The sequence below is a fragment of the Ruegeria sp. BHSC223 genome, assembly GCF_059613025.1.
The window spans coordinates 1-24,331 of record NZ_JBXWRR010000014.1; the positions used below are offsets into that span (position 1 = coordinate 1).

General features: G+C 55.0%; 26 protein-coding genes. 14 read left to right on the forward strand and 12 right to left on the reverse strand.

The genetic code is table 11. The annotated features are described in order from the left end of the window. A partial coding sequence (locus tag AC2FNY_RS16890; protein ID WP_496803147.1) for a Fic family protein occupies positions 1-1,185 on the reverse strand: 1,185 nt, incomplete at its 3' end. A 384-nt stretch (positions 1,186-1,569) separates the two neighbouring features. Here AC2FNY_RS16890 and AC2FNY_RS16895 point away from each other — a divergent pair. Next, a complete protein-coding gene (locus AC2FNY_RS16895; protein WP_496803148.1) occupies positions 1,570-2,466 on the forward strand; it encodes an ArdC family protein in 897 nt (298 codons plus the stop codon). A gap of 80 nt (positions 2,467-2,546) precedes the next feature. Here the strand turns inward: AC2FNY_RS16895 and AC2FNY_RS16900 are convergent, their stop codons facing one another. Together AC2FNY_RS16900 and AC2FNY_RS16905 are read right to left on the reverse strand one after the other, a co-directional pair. Beyond that, positions 2,547-2,885, reverse strand: a complete 339-nt coding sequence (locus AC2FNY_RS16900; RefSeq protein ID WP_496803149.1) for an NIPSNAP family protein — start codon at positions 2,883-2,885, stop codon at positions 2,547-2,549. Then, positions 2,882-3,712: a 2-hydroxychromene-2-carboxylate isomerase gene (locus AC2FNY_RS16905; RefSeq protein WP_496803150.1), complete on the reverse strand. Its 831-nt coding sequence runs from the start codon at positions 3,710-3,712 to the stop codon at positions 2,882-2,884. The genes AC2FNY_RS16900 and AC2FNY_RS16905 overlap by 4 nt, the downstream gene beginning before the upstream one ends. On the opposite strand from AC2FNY_RS16905, the gene AC2FNY_RS16910 reads away from it, so the two are divergent. Continuing rightward, positions 3,711-4,184: a GNAT family N-acetyltransferase gene (locus AC2FNY_RS16910; protein ID WP_496803151.1), complete on the forward strand. Its 474-nt coding sequence runs from the start codon at positions 3,711-3,713 to the stop codon at positions 4,182-4,184. The two genes, AC2FNY_RS16905 and AC2FNY_RS16910, sit on opposite strands and share 2 nt — an antisense overlap. Before the next feature lie 229 nt (positions 4,185-4,413). Here AC2FNY_RS16910 and AC2FNY_RS16915 read toward each other — a convergent pair whose 3' ends face one another. Continuing rightward, positions 4,414-5,325: a LysR family transcriptional regulator gene (locus AC2FNY_RS16915; protein WP_496803152.1), complete on the reverse strand. Its 912-nt coding sequence runs from the start codon at positions 5,323-5,325 to the stop codon at positions 4,414-4,416. Positions 5,326-5,382: 57 nt separating this feature from the next. Here AC2FNY_RS16915 and AC2FNY_RS16920 point away from each other — a divergent pair, with 57 nt between their 5' ends. Next, entirely contained in the window at positions 5,383-6,378 is a 996-nt protein-coding gene (locus AC2FNY_RS16920) for a DMT family transporter (RefSeq protein ID WP_496803153.1), read from the forward strand. Positions 6,379-6,671: 293 nt separating this feature from the next. Next, positions 6,672-7,310: a LysE family translocator gene (locus AC2FNY_RS16925; protein ID WP_496803154.1), complete on the forward strand. Its 639-nt coding sequence runs from the start codon at positions 6,672-6,674 to the stop codon at positions 7,308-7,310. Between the two features lie 373 nt (positions 7,311-7,683). Here the strand turns inward: AC2FNY_RS16925 and AC2FNY_RS16930 are convergent, their stop codons facing one another. Continuing rightward, positions 7,684-8,040 (reverse strand): cupin domain-containing protein, encoded by a 357-nt coding sequence (locus AC2FNY_RS16930; RefSeq protein WP_496803155.1) that lies wholly within the window; start codon positions 8,038-8,040, stop codon positions 7,684-7,686. Positions 8,041-8,255: 215 nt separating this feature from the next. Continuing rightward, on the reverse strand, positions 8,256-9,170 hold the full coding sequence (locus AC2FNY_RS16935) for a DMT family transporter (protein WP_496803156.1): 915 nt from the start codon (positions 9,168-9,170) through the stop codon (positions 8,256-8,258). A 90-nt stretch (positions 9,171-9,260) separates the two neighbouring features. Here AC2FNY_RS16935 and AC2FNY_RS16940 point away from each other — a divergent pair, with 90 nt between their 5' ends. The 7 genes from AC2FNY_RS16940 to AC2FNY_RS16970 all read left to right on the forward strand — a co-directional run bounded on the left by AC2FNY_RS16940 (position 9,261) and on the right by AC2FNY_RS16970 (position 16,177). Beyond that, on the forward strand, positions 9,261-10,151 hold the full coding sequence (locus tag AC2FNY_RS16940; protein WP_496803157.1) for a LysR substrate-binding domain-containing protein: 891 nt from the start codon (positions 9,261-9,263) through the stop codon (positions 10,149-10,151). A 449-nt stretch (positions 10,152-10,600) separates the two neighbouring features. Next, positions 10,601-10,801 (forward strand): hypothetical protein, encoded by a 201-nt coding sequence (locus AC2FNY_RS16945; protein WP_496803158.1) that lies wholly within the window; start codon positions 10,601-10,603, stop codon positions 10,799-10,801. 70 nt (positions 10,802-10,871) lie between these two features. Further along, complete coding sequence (locus AC2FNY_RS16950) at positions 10,872-11,231, forward strand: DUF2958 domain-containing protein (protein WP_496803159.1); 360 nt, start codon at positions 10,872-10,874, stop codon at positions 11,229-11,231. After that, complete coding sequence (locus AC2FNY_RS16955) at positions 11,228-11,455, forward strand: hypothetical protein (RefSeq protein WP_496803160.1); 228 nt, start codon at positions 11,228-11,230, stop codon at positions 11,453-11,455. The genes AC2FNY_RS16950 and AC2FNY_RS16955 overlap by 4 nt, the downstream gene beginning before the upstream one ends. Before the next feature lie 321 nt (positions 11,456-11,776). Next, positions 11,777-12,361, forward strand: coding sequence for a hypothetical protein (locus tag AC2FNY_RS16960; protein ID WP_496803161.1), 585 nt, complete (start codon positions 11,777-11,779; stop codon positions 12,359-12,361). Then, positions 12,354-14,270 (forward strand): relaxase/mobilization nuclease domain-containing protein, encoded by a 1,917-nt coding sequence (locus tag AC2FNY_RS16965; protein WP_496803162.1) that lies wholly within the window; start codon positions 12,354-12,356, stop codon positions 14,268-14,270. The genes AC2FNY_RS16960 and AC2FNY_RS16965 overlap by 8 nt, the downstream gene beginning before the upstream one ends. Before the next feature lie 14 nt (positions 14,271-14,284). Further along, positions 14,285-16,177, forward strand: a complete 1,893-nt coding sequence (locus AC2FNY_RS16970) for a type IV secretory system conjugative DNA transfer family protein (RefSeq protein ID WP_496803163.1) — start codon at positions 14,285-14,287, stop codon at positions 16,175-16,177. Here AC2FNY_RS16970 and AC2FNY_RS16975 read toward each other — a convergent pair whose 3' ends face one another. Together AC2FNY_RS16975 and AC2FNY_RS16980 are read right to left on the reverse strand one after the other, a co-directional pair. Then, entirely contained in the window at positions 16,178-17,512 is a 1,335-nt protein-coding gene (locus AC2FNY_RS16975) for an MATE family efflux transporter (RefSeq protein WP_496803164.1), read from the reverse strand. 35 nt (positions 17,513-17,547) lie between these two features. After that, positions 17,548-17,946 carry a VOC family protein gene (locus AC2FNY_RS16980; RefSeq protein ID WP_496803165.1) on the reverse strand — a complete coding sequence of 133 codons (399 nt, stop codon included), beginning with the start codon at positions 17,944-17,946 and terminating at the stop codon, positions 17,548-17,550. A gap of 103 nt (positions 17,947-18,049) precedes the next feature. Between AC2FNY_RS16980 and AC2FNY_RS16985 the strand changes: the two genes are divergently transcribed. Next, a complete protein-coding gene (locus AC2FNY_RS16985) occupies positions 18,050-18,928 on the forward strand; it encodes a LysR substrate-binding domain-containing protein (protein WP_496803166.1) in 879 nt (292 codons plus the stop codon). A gap of 147 nt (positions 18,929-19,075) precedes the next feature. Here AC2FNY_RS16985 and AC2FNY_RS16990 read toward each other — a convergent pair whose 3' ends face one another. Then, on the reverse strand, positions 19,076-19,963 hold the full coding sequence (locus AC2FNY_RS16990) for a LysR family transcriptional regulator (protein ID WP_496803167.1): 888 nt from the start codon (positions 19,961-19,963) through the stop codon (positions 19,076-19,078). 95 nt (positions 19,964-20,058) lie between these two features. On the opposite strand from AC2FNY_RS16990, the gene AC2FNY_RS16995 reads away from it, so the two are divergent. Then, positions 20,059-20,439: a tautomerase family protein gene (locus tag AC2FNY_RS16995; RefSeq protein WP_496803168.1), complete on the forward strand. Its 381-nt coding sequence runs from the start codon at positions 20,059-20,061 to the stop codon at positions 20,437-20,439. Positions 20,440-20,482: 43 nt separating this feature from the next. Here AC2FNY_RS16995 and AC2FNY_RS17000 read toward each other — a convergent pair whose 3' ends face one another. From AC2FNY_RS17000 to AC2FNY_RS17010, 3 genes are all read right to left on the reverse strand, one after another. Continuing rightward, entirely contained in the window at positions 20,483-21,220 is a 738-nt protein-coding gene (locus AC2FNY_RS17000) for a sulfite exporter TauE/SafE family protein (RefSeq protein WP_496803169.1), read from the reverse strand. A gap of 102 nt (positions 21,221-21,322) precedes the next feature. After that, positions 21,323-21,877, reverse strand: coding sequence for a YbhB/YbcL family Raf kinase inhibitor-like protein (locus AC2FNY_RS17005; protein WP_496803170.1), 555 nt, complete (start codon positions 21,875-21,877; stop codon positions 21,323-21,325). A 554-nt stretch (positions 21,878-22,431) separates the two neighbouring features. Beyond that, complete coding sequence (locus AC2FNY_RS17010) at positions 22,432-23,292, reverse strand: PhzF family phenazine biosynthesis protein (protein WP_496803171.1); 861 nt, start codon at positions 23,290-23,292, stop codon at positions 22,432-22,434. Between the two features lie 165 nt (positions 23,293-23,457). Here AC2FNY_RS17010 and AC2FNY_RS17015 point away from each other — a divergent pair, with 165 nt between their 5' ends. Beyond that, entirely contained in the window at positions 23,458-24,330 is an 873-nt protein-coding gene (locus AC2FNY_RS17015) for a DMT family transporter (RefSeq protein WP_496803172.1), read from the forward strand. Position 24,331 lies beyond the last annotated feature (1 nt).

Here is a 24,331-nt window from a genome sequence, read left to right on the forward strand (position 1 = left end):
ATCGGCGAACAGGTTGGGGAACAGCCGTTCGCGGTAGTCCAAGGGAAACGCCAGTCTTACAGGGGTCTTCGGAGACGCAGAGGTAAGGTACCCGGCGGAGGTCAGTTTACTAAGTGTATTGCGCGCGGTGCGCTCAGAAGTCTTGAGGACAATCTGCGCGTCGCCACGCTCAAGCGCGCCATGCCGAAGTACAGCCGAGACCAGATCGGGCGCGCGTTTGTCATCGATGGTGTCCTCGACAAGGCGCCGGTAGCGCTTTTCCAGCCCAGAGAGGTCAAACAGCTTTGCGGAAAACGTGATTTGATCCAGCGAGACCTTCAGGAACCATTCGCAGAACGCCTTCAAGGCGGCTTCGGACAGGTTGCCGCGCCCGTCGCGGTCTCCACGACGCGGGCTGTCCGCGAGATCCATCATGCGCTTGTACTCACCGCGATCCGCCAGCCCGCGCGCAAGCCCACGGGAGACCGACCACAGGCCTTGGCCTCCAATGCCGGCCGTGAGAGCCATGGCATGTGACATCAGGCGGCTGACGCGCCCGTTACCGTCCGGGAACGGGTGGATGTAATTCAGCCGGTGATGTGCCGATGCGATCGCGATGATCCGCCCGCTTGAGGAGCGCGCGGCGATCTCAAACCGTTTGTCGAAGTGATCCATGAAGGCGGCGACGCGCGACGAAGAAGGGGGGAGATGGCGCCCAACTGCCACTTCCTTGCCGCTCTCTTGGCGCATGTGCCCTGGAATGATCGGCTCCTTGGTTCCGTCGGGATGCTCGATCACCCGAAATTCGTCAGGCATTTCGTCGTAAAAAGCTTTGTGCGCCCATGTGAGAAATTCAACAGACGTGGGCCGAGGCAGAGTGCCAGTCCGGTGCATCTCGTCGATTGCCCGCTGAACAATGACATGCGCGCGCGCTTCCAGGGCAAGCGGGCGGGTCTCCTCTTCGAGTTCGGCACCGGCGAGGGCGCGCTCAATATCTCGCGGGCGTGTGTTGTGGCCTTCGATCAAGTTCGAATAGTAGCAGTTCATCACGCGGACGAGGTCCGCGAGTTCCACCGCGCTGTCCGGGTGCAAGCCTTGTCCCAGTTGAGCCGCTTCCCTCTGGATGTCGACCGAAAGGTCCGCCAATTCGGCGGGGATGTGCTCCTCGAAGAAACACGGTTCGATTCTGCCGGGTGTTTCGAGCATTTCTTGCCGATCTTGTCTTGGTGAAAACCACCAAATCTATAGGATATTTTTCATGCTCAAGGCAAGGTTTTGCCGATGTGGGGTGCCGATCTAATTTGCCGGCCAAGCAATGGGCCGGCAACCGCCGTGAGAGCAAGTACTCTCCCGCAAAGCGACCGCTTGAGTGTTTCGGTGTCACGCGGCCTCATAAGGGTTATGCCAAGCTCCTCCATTGTCTCGTCCCCGTGCGAGTAAGGGGATCGCGGGTCTGGCGGACGCCACCGCCCGCGCAACGGTCTGCCCGCTCCATTCGCTGACGCTCCCGTGTTGACCATGCACGAGCGGCTTATTGCGCCCGCCATTTCCTCCCGCGTCCCGCACGGGGACGAGACAATGGAGGATCACATGGCAAAGCCCGACATCTACACCCGCATCACCGAAAAGATCATCGTCGATCTCGAAGCTGGCACCCGACCCTGGCACAAGCCCTGGAGTGCTGATCACCTCGCCAGCCGCATTACCCGGCCTCTGCGTCACAACGGCGTCGCCTATCGCGGCCTCAACATCATCCTGCTCTGGTCCGCCTCCGTCGCCAATGGCCACGCCGCGCCCACATGGATGACCTATCGTCAGGCACTTGAACTCGGCGGCCAGGTCCGCAAAGGCTCCAAAGGTCAGCTCGTCATCTATGCCGACAAGATGTGCAAAACCGAGACCGATGATGCGGGCCAGGATCGTGAGGTCGAGATCCCCTTTATGAAGGGCTACACGGTTTTCAACGTCGATCAGATTGAGGGGCTGCCTGAAACCTACTACGAGGTCGCAGAGCCGATGTCCGAGACCGCCGAGCGCGATGCCACCGCGGAAGCGTTCTTCGCCGCGACTGAAGCTGATATTCGCCATGGTGGCAACCAAGCCTTCTATGCGGTTGATCCCGACTACGTGCAGATGCCGCCCTTCGAAACGTTTGAGTCCCAAGAGGCGTATTTCGCAACCCTCGGGCATGAGATCACGCATTGGACTCGTCATCCGAAGCGCCTTGACCGCAGTTTCGGCCGCAAACGCTGGGGCGACGAGGGCTATGCTCAGGAAGAGCTTGTCGCAGAACTTGGCGCCGCGTTTCTGGCTGCTGACCTTGGCTTGTCGCCGGAACCGCGCAATGAACACGCCGCCTATATCGCGCATTGGCTCGAAGGTCTTCGCAACGACAAGCGGTTCATCTTCCAGGCTGCTGCTCACGCGCAGAAAGCCATCGACTACCTGCATGGGCTGCAGCCCAAGCCGGACGAGGTCGCCGCTTAGGCGGCCTCAGTTCGAGATGGTTGCAAGAAAGTGTGTCGTCGTCGCGCGCAAAGGCTCAACTTGTTTCGGAACCAGTTTTCTTAGGTATCGAACAGTTTTGTTGCGTTCGCATTGCCCTCGCAGACCGGTCGCATGAAGTAGCGTACGTGGCGTCGGATGCATCCGGTGGAACGGGCGAACTCGAAAACCGCAAGGCATTCTTCGTCAGCCATTATCTGTTTCCTGTAGCGTTCATAGTCCGCCAAACTTTCGAATGAGAAGGATGCTGTCGCAAGATCACTTGGGCCTTCATACGGTAGGAGATAACCATGATGAGAACCTCCGAATTTCGCAACAAGCGCTATCCACGACTTTGCATAGGCCTCAAATTCGGCGATTTTTTCGGGAACGATCTCGTATTGGAGAAAACATGTGATCATTCTGACATCCCCTTTGTAGCGGGTGCATGTTCGGACTGTCTTGGCGTCTTACGGGAGAGTTCATGACCATTTCGCGTCAACCAACCCAATGCGCTTTCAAGCCGGTCGTTGCCCCAGAAGATCTCCCCATCTTCGGTGCGCCAGGTTGGGGACCCGAAGATTCCATATTTCTGAGCTTGCTCCGTTTGCATTCTTAACTTGATCTTGTTTTCGTCCCGCTCCGCCCGTTTGAGGATGTTCTCTGGGTTGCAACCCATTGAAGCTAAAACCGCATGAATTTGGCTTCTTTCGGCGATGTCCCCTCGTCTGGCAAACTGCAGATCGAATACTCTGCGGCTGAACTCTGCCCGGGTCTGGCGCTCATCAAGGACCATCGCGATACGGGCAGCCAAAAGTCCATTCTGAGGGAAGTTTTTTGGTCTCGAAAACGAAAGCCCAAGTTCCCCGCAAATCCTTTCCATGTCGCGCCACATGTACGCTCCCTTGGCAGGCTGTAGGTTGAATGGTGAGGTTGTCCATCCCAACTCGGCAAAAATTGGTCCGAGCAAGAATGGACGCCATTTGATCGAAGTGCCGTGGGCTGCGGCGATTTTCTCGCAACGCATTGCGGCAGGATAGGAATACGTGCTCGCAAATTCGTACCATAGCTCGATCATTTCCAATCCCTTCTTGCGTGTTTTCGAAAGAGCCTTTCTCCACAGAGAACGAAAAGCAAGCGGAACACCGTAGCTTTGCCTCTGGTACCTAAGGTTGGCTGCGCAATGGACCCATATCGTCGTGAGATCGCCATGGTCAGATGTTTGGGCCAGTTTTGAAGTGATCATCATGAGAGATGACATTCAGATCCGTGAAGTTAGTGCGAACGATCTCGAAACCCTGTTGGACCTTTTCGAGCATCTTTCCGCGTCTAGCGAAAGATGCCAGCCAGAGCTAGCTAAAGCAAACTTGGACAAAATTGGCCGAATTGAAGGGAGCGCTGTCCTGTTGGGCGAAATCGGAGGCGAAGCTCTGACTACATGCACCCTTATCATTTGCCCGAATTTGACAAACGGCGGAAGGTCATACGCGATCATTGAAAACGTTGTCACTGATCCTGATTATCGTGGCTGTGGCTTTGGAACCGCCATCCTAGACGCAACTTGTGATAGGGCTTGGAAACACGGATGCTACGAGGTGATGCTGAGCACTGGGTCGACACGCAGGACTACTCTTTCATTCTATGAGAGCGCTGGATTTGAGCAAAGTAGAGTTGGCTTCCAGAAAAGACGGCTACCCAAACGGGAAGAAGCATCAGACTGACCGGAACCGCAACTATATCCGTACTGTTAGTCTTGGTAAGTCATTCCGCACTTAACCGTCACATACGCCCTTGTGGTGGGCGAATGGCATTTCATTTTTGTCGCTGTCACTTCTGGACTTTTTTGGACGCCAATTCGCTCCTTCTGCACAATGTCCCAAGCCCTCGTTTGTGAAAGTCAGAATGACGGCTTCGAACCCATCTTGCGAGAATGCTGCGCTCGCACCAAAGTCAGCTTTTCGCAGCATTTCCTCGTTGGCCTTTCAGAAAGGTCACCAGCAACCTGAGGCATTCGACCCGCCTGTTCTGCTCCGGGTAGTAGACGTAAAACGGCGGCAAGTCCGTTGCATATGGCTCAAGCACCGCTTGCAACGCGCCCGTCTTCAGATGATCTTTCATCGTCGCCTGCATCGACCAGCCAATGCCGTGTCCGTCTCGCGCCGCCTGCACGACACCTGCTGCACTGTCGAAGATGAGCCGCGCGGGTGGATCAATCTGCTTTTCCTGCCCATCCTCCAGCACCCACCACTCTCGAAGCGTGCCAGATGTCGGATTTCGATGCCGAACGCATCTGTGATCCAGCAAATCGCGCGGGCTTTGCGGCGTGCCATGAATCGCAAGGTAAGACGGGGCGGCAAAGAACGCTGATTTGACCGACCCTGTGATGCGAACAGCGATCATGTCCTGGGCCAGCATGTCGCCCATGCGGATACCGGCATGGAAGCCTTCCCGAATGATGTCTACCAGTTCCTCGTTCCACGAAATGTCGAGGCTGATGCCGGGATGCTTCGCCAGAAAATCATCAAGAACGGGTGCGAGGGCCGCGATGTATGCGCCGCGCGACAAGCTCAAACGAAGTGTACCTGTCGTGGATTGCGCCATTTCGCGCGTCTTTTTGATCGCGTAGGTCAGATCACGGTGCGCAGGTGCGGCGGCATCAAACAGAACCTTTCCCGCCTCGGTCAACTCAACGCTGCGGGTTGTGCGAAAGAACAGTTTGATCCCCAGCCGGTCTTCAAGCGTCTTCAATTGTAGCGTGACGGCAGAAGCCCCAACGCCAAGAGCATCGGCGGCAGCCCGCATCGAGCCCTCGCGCACAATGGTCAGAAAGACTTCGATGCCATGTGTAGGTATCCGTTCCATTATTGAGATTTACCAAACAATCGCTTTAGAATGCAACGGATACTCAAAATAACTCTGGTGTCGTATCTGTTGGAAAACAAGCCTTTGCAGTGGGACGCGCCAGTGAGCAGTAGCGGAACGGTCAGACCAGAGAACATCCTGCGCGGCGTGGTGCTGATCATTGCGGCTGCGCTCACGATCTCGATCCAGGATGTTGTCTTCAAACTGTTCAGCCGCGAGTTGACACTGTGGCAGATTTTTGCTCTGCGCGGCCTGCTTGCGATTCCGATGCTGTTGATATTGCTTTGGATGCGAGGAGCACATCGGAGCGTCTGGCGCATCGCTCTTGGAAAATGGCCGCTTCTACGCGCTGTGTTCATCACCAGCACCTTCCTCGCATTCTATGCTGCAATCCCGTTCCTCAGTCTCTCAACTGTGGGTGCCGCAAACTATATTGCGCCGATCTTCGTCGCATTGCTTTCGGCCTACGCAATCAAGGAACCTGTCGGACCGCTGGGATGGCTGGGGATGCTACTTGGTTTCGTGGGCGTCGTTGTGCTTTTGCAGCCCGGAACGGATGCCTTCTCGCTGTGGTCGCTCCTCCCGATCATGGGGGCCGCCTTCTACGCTTTCGCCCACATCACGACGCGGGTGAAATGTCAGGACACACCGCTTGCCGCCATATCGCTGTCGCAGAACGTCGTCATGATGTCGGCGGGGATTATCTTCAGTGTGGTCTTGATATGGTTCAGTCCGCAGAGAGTCCTTGCCGTTGAGTATCCCTATATCTTCGGCCTTTGGTCAGAAGTGAGTTTGAGAGACGCCATAGTGCTTGTGGTCCTCGCCGGGTTCACAATTCTGATTAGTGTATTGTTGGCAGGAGCCTATCAGGCAGCGCCGCCCGCGATCATCTCAACATTCGAGTACAGCTATCTTGTTTTCGCCGCTATCTGGGACATCTTGCTCTTTGGAATTGTGCCAGCCGTGGCTTCAGTCGCAGGCATGGTCCTCATCATAGTCGCTGGTCTGCTGGTCTTGCCTCGCAAGAGAGGAAGGGTCGTCAAATACCGTTGAGACCAAAAGAACGGACGTTGGCCGAAGTTTCGCTGATGTCTGCTTCGTCCCATTGCTGACCATAGGGTGTCACTTTGAGTTAAGCCGTAACTGACCCCCCTTGGTGGTGGACGGCCGCCTTCTTCAAGCAAAGCTTCTCCAGCCTTCTGTCCAGTTCCTCACCATTCATTTTGGCCAAACTGGTTCCTTAGAATGCTGGAAGAGTGGGTGTTTTAATGCCCGGGTAGATGTTCTTCGGATGGCGCAATGCTGTTGAGGCAAGTCAGTTCCAACTATTCAAGGAAATCGAGTTCATGATCTTGACCGACTGGCCATTTGTCGTTGCCACGATACTTTTGATCGGGTTCACACCCGGCCCAAGTATGCTGTTGGGGCTTGCGGTCAGTATTCAATATGGGTTTGCGAATAGCATGCTGGCTGGTTTGGGTTTGTTATCCGCCTTGATGCTCTACATGCTGCTCTCACTAAGTGGTCTCGGCCTGATCTTTCTGGCAGCACCCTGGGCGATTGAAATTGTGCAATGGGCCGGGGTTGCCTATCTCACCTGGCTTGGCATCCATGCCATTTCGCGCTCTGTTGGTTGCAAAGGCCAACGTCAGAATGCCCAAGGAATTTCTGGGGCCGAGAACACACGAAATCTGTACCGGAAGGGAGTGCTTACAGGAGTTTCAAACCCGAAGGCGATCCTCTTCTTTTCGTCGGTTTTTCCTCAGTTCCTAGATCAGTCATCTCCAATATTTTTTCAAAGCCTGTTACTTGGATCGGTTTTCATTTTCTGTTGGGGATGTGCGTTTGCCTGCTACGCGGCCCTTGGTGCCTGCTTGAAGTCGTCGCTTGTTCGGGCTTCTAAACTGCAGGCTACAGAACTATTTTCCGGGGTCATGTACATGGCGGCCGCATGTATGCTCGCCGCTGTTGCTCGAAAACCTTGATCTATCGGGTAGACGCACACCTCCTGACTCAACAGCACGAGCGAAGCTTGCGATTAGTGTATTTCAGTTCCGACGGCGCGCGTTGTAGAGGCACGTCCGTGACGATCTTGATCTATAACACTTCCATCCAATCTTGAGAAAAGATCAAACCAATGAGCCGTAGGATCAAACAGGTAATCCCTCAAGTTGCTCTGGCAGTCGCTGCTGGTACTCCTCGTGCTAAATCGTCCGCAACCTTGGCGACCAATAGGCTTTCACCGACGTCATGAAATGGCATCGTGAATGAATGTGATAGCGGAAATTGAAGGTGAGCGCCGCGGATTCAACAAGGGACACCATACCTTCCAAATGCGGCGACGCGTACGAATGGCCTCTATATCGAAACCTTGTCGGCTGCAGTAGCCGCATCACCAGTATTTGGTACGCCTTTTGGCTCAATGAGTAAAAGGTGAACTTCTTCTTCGGCAACAGGGCGATGCTCTACACCCTTTGGGACGATAAACAGTTCCCCTGGCTGTAAAACGACGTCGCGATCCCTAAGCTGAATCTTCAGGGTCCCTTTCAGAACCAAGAAGAAATCGTCGGTTTCATCATGATGATGCCAGTTGAACTCGCCTTTGGCTTTCACCACCATGACATCGCATTCATTGAACTGGGAGACAATTCTTGGGCTCCAGTGCTGTGTGAAAGTCGATAGTTTTTGTTCCAAATTGATGGCGTTGTCGGTCATAGAATCTTCCTGTGATCGAAAAACAATCGTTGAGAGATTGATACCGTCAGAAGCTGGGGCTTAGAAGCAGCCATTGGCGCAATGGGTTCAAAGGGCAGTATTTCCCTTTTGGTGTGACTTCGCGCCCGGTTGGTGAACCATTAAGAGGAGAGAGCCCCACCGACTTTGCACAGATATCAGCTTTCCCAAAGAACTATTGCCAAAGACTGCATACTCTATGCGTACATTTCGCCATCAGCCTTCAATACCACGAGCCCGGCTATTGTGATCAGACCGATCCCCACCATGGTGGATGCTTTCGGTACTTCACCGAAGAACACAAACCCCCAGAAAGCGGCGAAGATAAGATAGCCGTAGTCGAACGAGGCGATCACATGTGGGCGCGGCGACTGATACGCCCGCGCAAGTCCCAGCGTAACTCCTACAATTAATACTGCCATGACAAGGAGTGTAGTGACCGACTTTGCATCAAGGGGAGACCAGGTTCCAAGGAGGAACGGATAGCTCGATGCATGTGGCGCTGGAAACAGCCAAAGGCCGCAAGATACGAAGCCGCCGCAGAAAACCAATGCGAGATTTAAGTTTATCGCAAGAGCCGACGATGTTTCACCAGCACATTTCGCCCGAGTCAGGATGGCGGCCGATGCATAAAGGAAAGCTGCAATGACTGGGATCAGGGAAAGAACCGAAAAGTTGGCCCCGCGCGGCTGAACCACAAATAGCACACCAACAAACCCTAGACCGACTGCGCACCAGTGAATTATCCCGATCCGCTCCCGCAAGAAGAGAGCGGCGAGCAGAACTATGAACAGAGGACCGGTGTAAAGCGTGGCTGCTATCACTGACAGGTCGAGCACGGGAATGGCGGCGTAGATGGCCAAATACATCACTACCAGCGTAGCGCTGCGCAAGCTCACCCATCCCAATGCCATCGGACGAATGCGGCCCTTCGCGAGTAGGATGAGAACCGGCATGGCCAAGCAGGATCGGCACACGTAGATCTGCCACAATGACATGTCCGAGCTGGAATACTTCACGAAGGCGTCGGTTAGCGCCATCGCAAAGACCGTCAGAATTATCGTGATGATGCCGGATGCCATGCTGCGATCCGACGAGGTCGTCATTTTCATGGCAGCTCGCTTTCCCACGCTAAGCTACACAGTTTTCTTTTGTTCAAAAATATGGTATTATTTAACCACAATCATTAGCCAAAGGACACAATGAAGCGAGCAAACCTCCTTGGTCTGCGGACCTTTCACGCCATTACCGAACACGGCACAATGCGCGCGGCCGCTGCGGCGCTTGGCGTGCAGGCGTCGGCGGTCTCGCAGCAACTCAAACAGTTTGAAGATCATTTGGGCACCGCTCTCTTTGTTCGAAACACGAGGTCTGTTACCCTTACGGATGCCGGAAGAAAGCTACTTGGACAAACGCGCCATGTCCTGTCCGAGGCTGATGCTGCGATTGAGCAAATTCGTTCCGAGGCGGGTGATGCCTCAGGCACATTGCGGATTACACTTCCGTTCCGCGCATGGGAGGCATCTGTCGCCCCCCGCCTTGCAGAGTTTCAAAGAAGATTCCCCGATATCGAACTGGATCTGTGTATCGACGAGGGCCTGATCGACATTGTGGCAAAGGGCTTTCATGCGGGCATAAGACTGGGCGATTTCCTCCAAAATCAAATGATCGCAAAGGCTGTCAGTGCCCCCATGCGAGGTGCATACATTGCATCACCAGCCTACCTTGCAGAGTTCGGCACGCCGAGGCACCCGTCGGACCTGCTGAAGCATGCATGCATCCGACATCGTCGTATAGGGTCCGGCAAGATCGCGCCCTGGACGTTCATTGTGGATGGCGAACAACAGACGGTCGAGGCGACCGGGCGCCTAATTCTCAATGACCTGCGATCCGTCGTAGATGCTGCTCGACGTGGCTTCGGTATAGGGTGGTCGCTGAGAACCGGTGTGGAGGAAGAACTGGAAGCCGGTCGGTTGGTGCAAATCCTTGACGAATACACTCCGGATCGGCCACGCCTTTTCATCTACTTTCCGCGTGAGCTTCGCGAGTTGCCACGTCTCCGTGCCTTTATTGATCATTTTGCCAGCAGTTAGATGAGCCAGCACTAAGCTTCCATCGCCTCAACCGCGGCGCACGACCTCATTTGAAAACTCATGCAGCGCGCGGTGAAAGCCCGCATCCTCCTCTCGAAACGTTTTCGCCACGAGTTGGAGTCGACTCTCACGGGTTGCTTGGAGAATTGTTTTTCTGGTCGTGGCAGTTGCATCCGAAATCAGGCGATATCCATCATCGACACAGCCGATCCACTTGCGACTTGGTGTGATCGGCGCGCCGCCCGGCCACCTCTGTTTCTCTTCGTTTTCTTCCCGATGCAATCTCCGTGACCTGGCCCGTCTGCCGGGCGCGGCCGTCAGCCGCCCCCTTCAAGCAGAACTTTCCCCTGGGCGCTTCGCGCCCATTCCTCGCGCTGCAAAGTTCAGCCTGACAGCCGGTCCGGGCGGTCACGGTCTCCCGTTTGCATCGAAAACGAAGGAGAACCGATATGACCAAGTACTACACCGTCACCACCCCTGACACCGGCAAGGATGGCAAGACCCGCTTCCACAAGGTGGGCGTCGCCTTCCCGCAGAACGACGGCGCCAAGTCCTTCATGACCATTCAGCTTTTCGCAAACCCGGTGAATGGCGAACTCGTCCTCTTCGAGCCCAAGGCCGACAGCGACGACGGACAGGTCACCGAGTGACCCGGCCAGGGAGGGGCTTCGCGCCCCTCCCGCCAAATCTCACCGACATCTCACACGAAGGACAGACACAATGGAACTTCTGCCCCAATCCATCCTCGACCAACTGGCCGCCAACGGCCGCGCAAACCAGGCGCGCATTAAAGCCGGCGAAGACACCATCGACCATCACCCGGTGGTCAAACTCTTCACACCAGACGGCGCGGCGACCTGGCTCCTGAGTGAAACCGATCCCGAGGATGCCGACATTGCCTTCGGTCTCTGCGATCTCGGCGTGGGTTACCCCGAACTTGGCTCAGTTCGGCTCAGCGTCCTCAAGGCGCAACGTGGCCGCCTCGGCCTGCCGATCGAGCGCGACCTCCACTTCGATGCTGACGCGCCACTCAGCACCTATGCCGAGCGCGCACGCGAGGCTGGAGGGATCATCACATGAGTACCAACATTCGCCCCGATCACATCAGCGCCTTTGAGGCGCTGACTTCCGGAGAGCACGACAATTTCGCGCTGTTCTCCTGCTTTCTCGACGGCGAACCTGCGGTTGCGATTGTTGCCGTGACGCCGCCGGAAATCGAGGACGGCGAGTACCAGATCACACCGCTCTTTGTCAGTGTCACGGAAGGCATGATGCTCACGGATCACGACGGAACCGCCGCCTGACTGACCCCTGAACGCGGTCGTGTAACCTTCAAGGTCACCCGTTTTGGGTGGCCTTTTCTATGCCTGTGCCCCCAGTTTTACACGTGCCTCAGACAGAGCTGGTGGCTTCTGAATGTGCGCGGCCCCCAAGTCAACAAAGGCCAATTCGCTCAACAAGGATTGGACCTTGAGGGCATTCTGAAACGCTCATTCGACTCCCAGACTCATCCTGTATCAGCTAAAGACGAATTGACATTGAGATATGAAATATATAAAACGTAGTAAGAAGAGACATTGGCAGGATATGGCAAATGTATACACATTTTGTCCGAGGGGTCTGAAGTGAAGCGTTCGCGCAAAAACCTGACGATTGAACAGCGGATCGAAATCGCGCGACGTTTCCAGACGGGCGAGGCGGCGCGGGAGTTGTCGGTGGAGTTCGGTGTGTCACTGCGGCACATCTCGCGGCTGGCGAAGGAGGAGGTCGGTGAGGGTGTCGCAGTCCGCGATCCTTCTGAGGTTGTCACCTTTCGCGCCTCCCAATCCGATCTTCAGGCCTTCGATGCGGAGTGGCAGGGGCGAGGCTTCGCCAATCGTAGCCAGGCGCTGAAGGCGGTGGTGCGGGCGCGCTGCGGGTTCATGGATGTGACCGCAGATCGGCTCGATGGATTTGTCGAGGCTTGGCGTCAATCGCGCGATCTGACCGATGCTGGAATGGCGCTCGCCAAGGCAGTGCGGCGGGGACGCTTGGTCCTCACGGAAGAGGATCAGACACTGGTTTCCGAACTTGTTGATCTGGCACAGAAGATGACCCGCGAGCTAGGTGCGATGAAAGATTTGGCGCAGGTACAACGCGGGGCAGGGCTGCCAGATCTTGTCGAGGTAAATGAGGACGAGAGCGTAGCGGAGGTAGCAGCCAATGGCTGATCCCCTTTCCCTCTACACCTCGGTCATGGGACGTCTCTGGAAGGACGAGCGCATCCGGGGCAAGGCCCAGGCGCGGATCGACGCGCGGCTGGCAGGGTGCCGACAGGGGCGCAGCTACGCGCGGGTTGGACGGCTCTCAGTCCGCAACATCGCCAAGGCGGCAACTGGCCAAAGCCGGGCGGCGGTGTTCAAGCGGATCCGGGCTGGAGGGTGCAAGACACGGGCATCTCTTGGCAACCAGCTCTCCTACATCAACGACAAGGCGGTCTTCACCTATTCGAGCATGACCAACCCGCTGGACGAGGCAGCGGTGCTGACAGGCGAGCAGAAAGACGAGATCATCGAGGCATGGTCCGAGACCTGGCGGGGGACCACCAAGCTTGGCTTCACCTCGCATATGCTTCTGTCCTTCCCGAGTGACGTCAGCACGGACAACGTCCGCGACATCGCGCTCGACTGGGCGGAGCACTTCTTCGAAAGCGGTGAATATGGCGATCAGTGGGATTACGTGCTGGCGGTACATGACGACCGCGCACACCGCCACGCGCATATCGTTCTAAACAATCGTGGCAGGGAACAGGGGACCTGGTTTTCCTGCTGGGCGGAGGGGGTGATGTCGCCCCAGCTCATGCGCGAGAAGCAGGCGGAGATCGCCGAGGGCTATGGCGTGATGCTGGATGCCACCACCCGTCTCGAGCGCGGCATCTTCGCCAAGGCCCCCGGTATCGAAGAGATTTACCGCGCCAAGGAAGAGGCGCGTCTGCCGCGCGAGATCGCGATGACGCCAGAGGAATCCGCCATCGCTCAGGCTCAGGTCGTGGGCTTCGCCAAGGACTATGCCAAGCTTGCCGATCTCCTGGATCGCATGGATCAGCGACACCTTGCCCGTGCTGTCCGGGCCATGGCCAAGGGTCTTGGCACCAATACCGTTCACCAGTTCACCGCAGGAGAGATTGACATGAAGGACATCCAGACCGTCGGGGATGCGATCGAGTATTCCGAGCGCACCATCGAGGCCCTGCGGCTCAAGGCAGAGGAACTGGACGGCGAAGCACGCGCCAGCTTCGAGGTGAAAGCCGCACCGATCATTCGGGACTTGTCACAGATGGTGCCGGACCCCGATCTGCGGGCGCGGTTCGGACGCGACCTGGCCGAACCCTATCCGCCGGGGGCAGGAGACGCGCGTTTGGTCGAAGCGCTGCAATCCGGGCAGGATGAGGTTCTTGAGGACATCTTGTCCGATGCGCGGGAAGCCGGGATCGACGGGGACGATCTCACCGCCCGGATCGTTTCGGGCGGCACCACGAACTACGGGCTTGCCCAGGATTGGGTCGAGCGGGACATGGGTGCGGTCTTGGCGAAGGATGGCCTCATGGTGGAGACCGCCAATGACGACCAACTCGACGCCGCGCTCGAACAGGTTGATGGCGTGATGGACCGCATCATGGAGCGCGCGCGGGAACTGGGTGTGCCGGTCGGGGCGGGGCTCAATGCTGAGGATGGGCATGACCTCTCACTGGTGGACGATACCGACAGGGGACCGAACACCTATCTGCAGGAATTGGCGGATATTCTGAAAGAGGGCACGCTCACCGAGGAACAGGAAGAAGTGGTTGAACGCACCCTGCAGGCCGAGCTCTTCAAGGAACTCGGTGAGGAAGGTTTGGCCGAGTTGCGGCGCGGCAACTATGCGGTGCTGGAAGGGGCGCTGCCCGGCAAGATCGACCAGATCACGGTCACGCAGGAATTCCTCGAGATGACCCATGAGGAAACTGGTGATCAGGTGTTCACCGATCGCGCCGCCGCCCTGCAGCAGGACAAGGTGACGGAAGTGGCGCGGCAGATGGAAGCCGAGCAGACCAAATCCCGTGAACTCGGGCGCGATCTCGACGACGATCTTTCCTTCTGACCGGAGCACTACCCATGAAACCCATTCCTCTCTGGGCCGCAGTGCCCTTCGGTCTGATCTGTGGCACATTGCTTGGCACCATCGTCGCCAGCTTCTACCTGGCGCTGGCGCTGCGCACCGGTTTTGGCCAGTTCGACATGTTTGCCGTCTGGCGCGCCAGTGCGGGTTTGCGTCTCGCCCATCCAGAAGCCTTCAAGGTGGCGTTTGGGGCTGTTGGGTTCGGAGCACTCGGGCTTGGCGTCCTCGCTGCTGCCTGGACCTGGAAACGGGAACAGGATGACTATGGCTCGGCTCATTGGCAGACCAAGGCGGAGCTGCGAAAGAACGGCATGCTGCAAGGCCCGGGCAAAGGCTTTGTCTGCGGCAAGCTCGGCAAGCCCAAATCCAAATTCGAGTTCATCTCCTCCACCGAAATCCCGCATGTGATGATGGTGGCCCCAACCCGGGCCGGTAAGGGTGTGGGTTTCGTGATCCCGAACCTTCTGTCTTTTGCGGGCTCGGTTGTGGTGCTGGACGTCAAGGGTGAGAACTTCGACAAGACCTCACGGTTGAGGGCACTCAATGGCGACGAGGTGTTCCGGTTTAGCCCGTTTGACTGGGCCAACAGCACCCATCGCTACAACCCGCTGGCCCGCATTGCGGCCTATCCCAGCTTTGCCCAGCAGTTCACCGAAGTGTCGATCCTGGCCGATCTCTTCCTCGACAAGGACAACAAGACCCTCGACACCTTCTCAGAAGCCGGCAAGTCGATCTTTGTTGGGGCCTGTCTGCTGGCGATACAGCGCGGCACGCCGACCCTGGGCGAGGTCAACAAGATCGTCTCGGCGGGTGACTACAAGAACGCCCAATACAGTGCCTATGCCGAGGAAGCGAAAGAAGAGGTGGTTCGCGAGCTCTGGACCAACGCGGCTAGCGCCTCTTCGCGGCTTCTGACGTCTAACATCCAGGCCCTGATGACTGCAGGCCTCAAGCAATGGGACAACCCGGCGGTAAGGTCGGCGACCGAGGCGAGTGACTTCGACTTTGGCCAGTTCCGGCGCAAACCGCATTCGCTCTACATCGTGGTCTCCGAGGATCACATTGCCACACTGGCGCCGCTCTTGCGACTGATGTTCGCTGATCTCATCGCCAGCCTGCGCTTGAACGAGCCGGGTTCTGATGAGCCATGGCCGGTCATGATGATGATCGATGAATTCCAGCAGATGGGGGCGATGCCCTATGTCGAGCGCGCGATCCATTCTCTGGCGAGCTATGGTGGGCGCGTGGCGATGATCGCGCAGTCACTGGCGGCGCTGGACCGCATCTATGGATCGGAAGGCCGTGAGAGCCTCGAGAACGGGGCAGGGCTCAAGCTCTACATCACGCCACGGGATCAGCGCACTGTACGGGAGGTGTCGGCGGCGGTCGGCAGCACGACGCGCGAGGCGGTCACACGCATGTATGGGCGCAACAAGGGAATCCTCGGGGCAACCTCGACCAGCGCGCGGCTGGAAGAGCGGCCCCTTCTTTCGGAAACCGAGGCAAGGCTGCTGGATCCGGATGAGGTGATCATTCTGGCTTCACCGCAGCACCCGATCAAGGCGCAGCGGATCAAGTATTATGATGATCCATTGTTCAAAGCGATGATCGAGCTGCAGGAGGGCAGGGATTTCCCATTTCCGCCGAGTGTGGAAGGGGTAGGGCCTTGGGTTGATAGTGGCGATGACGTTGAAGATGTAGAGGAAGAGGAGGCCGCCATCACATTGAGATCGCGTCGGCGTCAGGCGCGCGCGATGCGGGCGGTAGCGGTAAAACCCGAAGTTGATGAGTTTCGGCCGGAGGAGATGGATCGTGACGATGGGGTGCCACCGGAGTGGGAACAAGTGCTGGACAGGCAAGAGAATTTCATTGAGGAACTTCTCAGTTGATTAAACCAGCGGACGTGGTGTCCTTTTTGCAAGTTGCAGGAACCTAAAGATGTTTCCTATGCAGGCCAAGAGCATCGATACACCGATTGCTGAAAACAATCCTTCTGCACCAAACCCATATTCAATGCCAAGAAGCCAACCTAAGGGCATCCCAATGACCCAAAAAGACGCAATCATTATCCAAAAAGGGATCCACACGTCCGCCATACCACGAAGTGCAATCTTCAGAACAATTTGGACTCCCTCGAAAACGAGATACATGGCCGCGATTTTCATGCAACTCTGGACAATGCCAACAACATGTTCGCTTGTAGTGTAGAGGTTACCAATCTGGTTCCCAAAGAGGATCAGAATCAGAGAAATTGTAGCCATCACGATAACTGTAATGGCGCATGCTAATTTGGTTTCTGAGACTAACCTGAGTCTGTCGACGGCTCCAACGGCTTGCCCAGACTGGATTCCCGCTGCGAGCCCAATTCCGATCGAAATCATGTAGATTAGGTTCAGAGTGTTCATACTGGCTTGAAACGCAGCCACTTGCGCAACACCCAATGACGCGGCGAAGAAAGCAAAGAAAAAGTAAGTGGCGCTCTCCAAACCAAAGGAAAGCGCTAGAGGAATTCCGAGGCGAAATAGTAGTTTGAGGTGAGCCGTCCAGCTTGGGTGGTATGTCGGTGTCCTTTTGGTCGAGATTCCAAAAACCAGTGCCAGCATAGCAAAGGATCCAAATGCTCGGCTCACAGTTGTCGCCCAGGCAAACGCCTCTGCATCGGGCGAAGTCAAGGCCAAGAATGCCAGTGCGTTCAACAGAAGATTCAGCAAAGCTACTCCTATTGTGATGAGCATTTCGGGAACAGTGTTTCTTTTTGCCCCGAGATACTGCCCACAGGCGATCTGTATGAGGAAGAATGGCATTGATGTTGAGTAGGCGATAAAAACCGAGGATGTTCCATGCGCCATGGCCCGTTCGTAACCGAGCGCTTCGAAGCCTGTGTTCGAGAATAGGGAAATCACGACAACCAGTATGCCGCAAATGAAAGCTAGCATAATCCCTGGCATGAGGACATCTCGCGCCTCGTCTTGTTTGCCCTGTCCTTCGAATTGAGACACGAGAACAGCGACGCCCGAAATCAGCCCAGAAGCAATGACGTAGCAAAGCGCCCATGGTGCCCAACCCAATCCAATATGGGCCAAAGTGTCTTCAGAAACCTTTCCAGCGAATATCAAATCGGAAGTGGGCAATGCCAGTTCTGCAGTGCGGGTTACGACCAGCGGGCCTGCAAGTGCAATGGTTGCAGAAAACCCGCTAGATTTTCCTTCAGATTTAGAGCGCATTTTCGTGCCGAGCCGGAAACCGGCATAGGTCTGGGCTACCGCGGATCATAGCAGATCTCTATTCGGCAGCCACCTGGCTCTGTGAACATGAAATGGCTCTTGGGGCCGTTTCCGGACAGAGTGGGAGCAAACTCAATTTCTATTCCTGGCCACTGGGATGCTAGCTCATATACTTCTTCTAATTGTCTAGGAGTGGATACCTTCAAAGCTAAATGATGGAGGCCTATGTTCTTTCGGCGGTCGAAATCTGTTGGAGCGGATGTTTGAACCTGCCAAAGCGTGATTTTTGAGACGCCATCGGTGACATAGGTGGCCGGATAGTCAGGCCGTTCGCCAAAAACCGTCCACCCTAGCAGTCCAGTGAAGAAATCGACCGATTTTGATAGATCGCCTACAGTCAAGCCGACATGATCAAGACCATTTGTTGCAGCCATTTCACTCGCCTCCGCCGTTTTCCTACCTTGCGAAGATTCTAACCTTTTGACCAACAATGATTTCTAGCATATGTGTTAGAAAATCTAATGGGTGATTTCTGCTGTGACCACTTTGAACCTAAACTCCCTAAGGGTCTTTGTACGTGCAGCTCGATGTGGAAGCTTTCAAAGAGCTGCTGAGGAACTCAACATCTCTCATGGCGCCGTGTCCCAACGCATCAAGCAGCTAGAGTTGGATTTGGGTGTGACCCTTTTTGATAGGCTACCTCGGGGTGTAAAGGTTACGGCATTGGGGCGAGCATATCTTGAAACTGTTGAACCGTCGCTTTCCGCGATCGAAGAGGCCACAGAAGAGATCCGGAGTCCGAAGGAAGAGATATCTCTTCTTGTCCCACCATCGTTCGCATCGAAGTGGTTGATGCCAAAGCTTGCAAAGTTCCTGGAGAACAATCCCTCAGTGCGAGTGGCAACAGAAGCACGCGAGGAAGTGCTCGACCGACCACTGAGAAGAAATGAAGCATCTATCCGGCATTCCAAAAAAATTCTCGCAACTGAGGTGCACGCAATTCGGTGTCTGACCCGACTGCAAATGATAGCAGTTTGCTCGCCTGAACTGTCATATGATCTCCCGTGTTCCCTCGAGCAGTTAGTCTCAGAATTTCCACTTATCCAAGATGCACACCGGCGTTGGGACAGGGTTGTTCGGGAAATCGGCGGATCACTTGGCCATCCGCCGCTAGATTTCAATCGGACGGCCCTCGCTATCGACGCGGCCATCAACGGTCGCGGTGTGGCGATTGCCCCGACCATCTTAGTGAAGGGAGATATGCAAAGTGGACGTTTGAGAGTGTTGTGGGATGATCTCCCTGCAGACGATGAATACCTTTTTCTGATTTGGTCGAAGCAACACCTTCGCTCACAATCGCTACAGAAAGTTCTAGACTGGCTGGAAGCGGAATTTCCCGCGTTTGTAAGTGTTTAGAATTTTTCTGTAATACACAGCCATTGTATTGCGCACAGTTCGGCTACGGGCTGACGCGAAGTTTGATGGGTCTTATGACCTGTCCGACTGCTTTCAGGGTGATTGGGTTCGGAGCGCTGAAATGTCGAGCGACCTCAGATCGCTTGGTTAGTGTTCAACCTTTTGCGTCGATCGGCGATAAACCTGCGTAAATGCTTCCTCCACCGAGTTTGCGAAACTGTCCAATTCTTTTGCCGCTTTGCGGCGACGGATCACGATTTCGGAACTGGGCAGGTCAGGCAGTCCATCTGCCTCACTCCATATCCGGCAGTCTTTGGGCAAGTTTCGCGATTCAAGACAGCCGATGCCCAGTCCGGCCGCTACCGCAGCCTGAACAGCAGCCACACCGGTTCCGATAAACACTTCTTTCCACTCAAGGTCGCTGGTACGAAGCGCCGCAAGAGAAACGGATCGCAGATGGCATGGCGCGGCAAGGGAAACGAGGGGTATTGGCTCGGTAGCGTCACATGTAAATTCTTTTGCAGAGATCCAGCGTAACTGATCATCAAAAAGAAATCCTCCTGAAGCGTCGCCCTGTTCGCGTCGAACAATGATCGCGTTGTAATGGCCCCTCGAATAGTCGCTGCAAAGTTCGCTCGAACCGGAGACTGTCACCAACATCCGAACATTTGGATGGATAGCTTTTAAGCCAGCCAAGATCGCAGGAAGATGAGCGCCAGCGACATGATCACTGATACCAAGTTTGAAGGCTGGACGACTTGTCTCGGCGAGAGCTGCGCGTGCGATGTCATCATGTGTTTCGAGGAGACGGCGTGCCTCCCCAAGAAATCGTGCACCAAAATCAGTAAGACTTGTTGACTGGGCGGTTCTGAAGAACAGCCGTTCACCAATGCGTTGTTCCAATTTCTTGACGCGCAGACTAACGGCAGATTGTGTAGCTCCCAACGCATTGCCAGCAGTTGTGAAACCAGATTGGTCGTTTACCGCCACGAATGCGCGGATCAGTTCGATGTCTAGATTAGGTAGTTTCTTCATAACGAAACATCATTCATTCTATTCCATAAATTCGTTTTCCATATGATACGTCTGCCGATAACTTGTGTCCAGATGAACGCCGCTGGAGTACTAAGATGCCACTCACTCAGATATCCTTGTTGAAAGGAAAACCAGCCAGTTTTCGCCAGACGCTGATGGACCAAGTCTATTTGGCGATGCGCGAAGTGTTCGATGTGCCCGAGAATGATCGGTTCATGACGATCATTGAGCTTGATCGGGAGAACTTCGACTATGGAGAGAATTACCTTGGCATTCAGAGAAGTGACGATCTCATCATTGTTCAGGTGACGGCAAACAATACGAGGACAACAGAACAGAAGAAGGCGTTTTATGAAACCGTCGTTCAGCGCCTTTCTGCAAAACTTGAAATATCTCCACAGAACGTCTTCATCAGCTTGACAGAAGTAGCGAAGGAGAACTGGTCTTTCGGAAATGGCGAAGCTCAGTACGCTTGACCCTCCTCCTAGAGTCGATCGAGGCGGAGGAAATTGCATCATGCTATCGAGCGAAATAGTACCAACTGAGCGCCAAACCCACCGCAACAATGATCGCACGCAAGATATTCGCGGGCATGAATTTGGCAACCCGAGCGCCCACGAGGCCGCCTATCACCGCACCAAGCAGTACCGATAACGTCTGTGGCCAAGATATGGCGCCAGCTATTGCAAAGGTCACGACAGAAACCGACGTTATGATCATAGCCAGCCAATTCTTTTGAGCGTTGGCCATCTGGATGTTGCTTTCTCCGATAATGGCGAGACCCGCCATAAGCAGTATTCCAAGACCGGCTCCAAAATAGCCACCGTAGAGTGCGAAGAGGAACTGTATCAAACCAGCCAATCCCGGTATCGCCGCGCGTTGCCTTGTAGAAAACTTTGCAATGTATGGCGCGAATGCAAACAGCATGGTTGATGCAAGCAACAACCACGGAACTAGCGTGGAGAATAGCGCTGATCCCGTAGCCACAAGCAGTCCAGCGCCAAAGAGTCCTCCTAGTGCAGCGAGTGCGCTTCTTTCTACTAGCTGCTTTCTCGCGGCAACAAGTTCACGCCGATAAGCAGGCACGGCCGCCGCGTGCCCTGGATAGATTGCAACCGCGTTTGAGGCATTTGCTGTGAGTGGGTCCAGCCCCACTGAAATGAGTGCTGGAAACGTGAAGAAAGTTCCACCCCCCGCAATTGCGTTTGACGCCCCGCCAAGAACTCCGGCGGTGAAAAGGAAGAGAACCGTTTCCAACCCCATCTCAGTTAACCCGATCAACTTGGAATATGTGCTGGCCTTAATCGAGCCTTGGCAACTTTTGCCTTGGCCCGACTAAGACGGAGGCACACCATTCGGTTACCTTGAGTATTCGACCGTAATGCTCGCCGAATCCAAAGCAGAGGTGTTTGCAAAGAAGCCGACCAACGCGCTTGAAGCGGTTTCGTCCAGAGGCAATTCATCCTGCGGCATTGCATAGACGGTAAAAATGTACCTGTGAGGACTGCCTGGTGGCGGGCAGGCTCCAGAGTAAGCGTTCTGCGAAAAATCGTTGCGGGCCTGTGTCGACTTTCCGACCAGGCCGTCAATCGTTGCTCCTCTGGCAAGTGTGGTGATTTCTCTCGGGATATTGAACACTGACCAATGCCAGAAGCCTGATCCGGTCGGAGCATCAGGGTCGTAGGCGGTAATCAGGAAGCTAGCGGTGTTTTCTGGAAAGTTTGACCAGGACAACTCAGGGGACGTGTTTCCGCCTTCACAACCGAACCCGTTGAGGACATGCGCGTTGGCAAGTCGCCCACCATCCACGAGATCTGCGGACTCGAGGGTCATGTCTGCTGCTGCAAGTGCTGGCCAAATCGCGAGCATGAGTGTTGGGATGCCACCAAAGGCAGTATTCAATTTCGATGTCATGGGCTTGTCCTTTTTTCTTAGTCTCCTTGTATCTTACCCGGCAAAACTCAGATGCGATCGCCCCAACCGATCAATACCGACTAGCCTGCGATCAATGTGGTCCCAAGCGGTTTTCTGAACCAATGAGTTTTATGTGTGAGATACGAGCGAAATGAATCCTGTTGAAATGGCGTGCGATAAAACCTCTCCGGTAGGGCGCTTTCTGGTTTCTGCGATCACATGCGCTGCGTCGCCGATAGGGCTCGCGTATCTTCTGTCGGCAATGCCGTAACATGTTCCAGACCACGTAACTGGCTACACTGTTTTTCACGGTCGGTTCAAACATTGGACCACACCTTTGGGCGGACTTGTTTGGGATCACAAAAGTTCCGAATCCGCTGTCCACCTGAATGCTCGAAACGTCTTTTTCGAGTGTCCGGCATTGGCATCCCATTCGGTCTCGAGACGACAATATCTGTGCGAACAATTATGAAAGATCGCGAGGCGCCATACATGATGAACTGCGCGACATGATCGTTGGATCATGTTAACACAAGCTTCAAAAGAAGTATGGATCATGATTGACGTTGGAGGACGAAATGGCCCTGCAAATAGCAGTCAACCTTGCCGGAAATGAATAAGTGTTGAGGCTCTGAAGGGTCGGCTGTGATGGAGATAAGGCTGGGCCGTCCCATGTCCTGGCCCTGAAATATCTGAAATTCTCCTTTGGGAGACTTGTCCTTTCTTATCAGCCAGCTAGCAAGTGCAGAGCAAGTTGTTCCAGATGCGGCTTCCTCATCGTTTCCTACACCATGGCACAAATCTCGCAGATAGATCCCTTCCGGTTGATTGACCCACAGACCGATTGTATCGACCCCGATTTCGTCACAGAATGCCTTGATGTCGTCACTTCTCCAATTGAGTGCGCTCAGATGTGCCCTGGCGTTCAACTCGATGAGTAGGTGTCTAAGCATCCCCACCACAATGACACTTGAGGCGGGTTCAAGGCTTTGGTGAAATGCAGCGGACAAAATGCTAGAGTCAATCGAAGCATCTTGGCATTCAGGGATGCTGACTTTTAGGGCGGGGCATGTACCAAGCTTCCCGTTTTGCCGCAAAGCTTCTAACGGTCCTCCACCTGTCACCAAATCTATTGACCCGCAGGTCGAAGGAAGTTGTGAAAACAAGTGATCTGCGACAGCTGCGGCCACATGGCCACACATGTTCATTTCTTCGGTCGGTGAGAAAAAGCGAACATTGTACTGGTTCTGGGCTTTACGAGTGACAAAGCCAGTCGTTGGAACGGGCAGCAAACTTGCAATTTCTTGCATCTCTGAGGTTGTCAGATCGAGTGCCTTCTCGACCACCCCCGCCAAATTTCCTCCATTTCGACCGTTTGCGAACACTGTGAAGAGTTTTGTCGGCAGCAATGTCATGAAATCTGGCCCAATTGCTCGAAGATCGCACAATTCTGCAGAGATCTTCAAATTTGGCGAGTATCAGATTGCCCTAATTCCTGACTTGAACTGGTGCTCGCAGAAGTAGCACACGCCTGTCAACAACGACTTGATGAGTCCATTGAGTTGTTGCAGGCAAGGCCTATGAGAGCACCAATTGTTTTGATCGCGCTACTTGCCGTCGGAATCTGGGGGGCGTCTCCCCCTGCAACGGCATTGGCGGCCCGGGACATTCCCCCTGATGTAATTGGAAGAATTCGACCACTCCTTGCGGCTCTTTTGGTTCTGCCCTTGGCATTAGCATCAAAGCGGAGTTTTCCGACCAACCGTCGAGATCTGATGGAGCTTATTCTGGGAGGAGGCTGTGGTTTCGCAGTCTATCCCTACCTTCTTACACTTGGTGTCGCGCAAACATCCGTTCTGCACGCATCCATTGCTCTGGCAAGCGCTCCGGTATTCACCGGCCTCCTTAGCTTCGCGATCGAGAGGAATTGGCCTCGGCCGGTGTGGTGGCTTGGAGCTTTGATAGCATTGGTCGGTGTCGTAGTGCTCGTCTTGGAAACCGCTCAGGACTCGATATCGAAAGCTACGTTGCTCGGGGACTTTCTGGTCCTGACTTCCGTTTTCTTCGCAAGTATTGGGTACGTATTTGGCGGGCGCAGTTCGGCAAAAATTGGAAAATGGCCTGCTACGATTTGGATGCTGACGATGGGCGGTTTATGTATGGCGCCCTTCGGAGTTCTAGCCCTCGTTCAGTTCTCTTGGTCGAGCGTTTCTTTGGCTGGATACCTGTCACTGGGATATTTGGTTATCGGAGTCTCGTTCGTCGGGTACGCCTTGTGGTTCCGAGCATTGGGGTCTGAAGGAGCAGCTCGAATTGCCCCACTCCAGTTCTTGCAACCCTTCGTGGGCGCTGCGCTAGCTGTGATTATGTTTGCAGAGCCGATATCTGCGCAATCTGTCGGAGCGCTCGTCTTGACGCTTGCTGGAGTTATGATTTCGACCAGGAAGACGTGAA

What these genes read in the sequence shown, in the direction of transcription:
- AC2FNY_RS16900 (WP_496803149.1), bottom strand. Translation starts at nt 2,885, where the DNA reads ATGATCACATGTTTTCTCCAATACGAGATCGTTCCCGAAAAAATCGCC.
- AC2FNY_RS16925 (WP_496803154.1), top strand. Translation starts at nt 6,672, where the DNA reads ATGATCTTGACCGACTGGCCATTTGTCGTTGCCACGATACTTTTGATC.
- AC2FNY_RS16945 (WP_496803158.1), top strand. Translation starts at nt 10,601, where the DNA reads ATGACCAAGTACTACACCGTCACCACCCCTGACACCGGCAAGGATGGC.
- AC2FNY_RS16905 (WP_496803150.1), bottom strand. Translation starts at nt 3,712, where the DNA reads ATGATGATCACTTCAAAACTGGCCCAAACATCTGACCATGGCGATCTC.
- AC2FNY_RS16975 (WP_496803164.1), bottom strand. Translation starts at nt 17,512, where the DNA reads ATGCGCTCTAAATCTGAAGGAAAATCTAGCGGGTTTTCTGCAACCATT.
- AC2FNY_RS16990 (WP_496803167.1), bottom strand. Translation starts at nt 19,963, where the DNA reads ATGAAGAAACTACCTAATCTAGACATCGAACTGATCCGCGCATTCGTG.
- AC2FNY_RS16980 (WP_496803165.1), bottom strand. Translation starts at nt 17,946, where the DNA reads ATGGCTGCAACAAATGGTCTTGATCATGTCGGCTTGACTGTAGGCGAT.
- AC2FNY_RS16965 (WP_496803162.1), top strand. Translation starts at nt 12,354, where the DNA reads ATGGCTGATCCCCTTTCCCTCTACACCTCGGTCATGGGACGTCTCTGG.
- AC2FNY_RS16930 (WP_496803155.1), bottom strand. Translation starts at nt 8,040, where the DNA reads ATGACCGACAACGCCATCAATTTGGAACAAAAACTATCGACTTTCACA.
- AC2FNY_RS16950 (WP_496803159.1), top strand. Translation starts at nt 10,872, where the DNA reads ATGGAACTTCTGCCCCAATCCATCCTCGACCAACTGGCCGCCAACGGC.
- AC2FNY_RS16910 (WP_496803151.1), top strand. Translation starts at nt 3,711, where the DNA reads ATGAGAGATGACATTCAGATCCGTGAAGTTAGTGCGAACGATCTCGAA.
- AC2FNY_RS16970 (WP_496803163.1), top strand. Translation starts at nt 14,285, where the DNA reads ATGAAACCCATTCCTCTCTGGGCCGCAGTGCCCTTCGGTCTGATCTGT.
- AC2FNY_RS17010 (WP_496803171.1), bottom strand. Translation starts at nt 23,292, where the DNA reads ATGACATTGCTGCCGACAAAACTCTTCACAGTGTTCGCAAACGGTCGA.
- AC2FNY_RS17005 (WP_496803170.1), bottom strand. Translation starts at nt 21,877, where the DNA reads ATGACATCGAAATTGAATACTGCCTTTGGTGGCATCCCAACACTCATG.
- AC2FNY_RS16895 (WP_496803148.1), top strand. Translation starts at nt 1,570, where the DNA reads ATGGCAAAGCCCGACATCTACACCCGCATCACCGAAAAGATCATCGTC.
- AC2FNY_RS16915 (WP_496803152.1), bottom strand. Translation starts at nt 5,325, where the DNA reads ATGGAACGGATACCTACACATGGCATCGAAGTCTTTCTGACCATTGTG.
- AC2FNY_RS16955 (WP_496803160.1), top strand. Translation starts at nt 11,228, where the DNA reads ATGAGTACCAACATTCGCCCCGATCACATCAGCGCCTTTGAGGCGCTG.
- AC2FNY_RS17015 (WP_496803172.1), top strand. Translation starts at nt 23,458, where the DNA reads ATGAGAGCACCAATTGTTTTGATCGCGCTACTTGCCGTCGGAATCTGG.
- AC2FNY_RS16995 (WP_496803168.1), top strand. Translation starts at nt 20,059, where the DNA reads ATGCCACTCACTCAGATATCCTTGTTGAAAGGAAAACCAGCCAGTTTT.
- AC2FNY_RS16940 (WP_496803157.1), top strand. Translation starts at nt 9,261, where the DNA reads ATGAAGCGAGCAAACCTCCTTGGTCTGCGGACCTTTCACGCCATTACC.
- AC2FNY_RS16935 (WP_496803156.1), bottom strand. Translation starts at nt 9,170, where the DNA reads ATGAAAATGACGACCTCGTCGGATCGCAGCATGGCATCCGGCATCATC.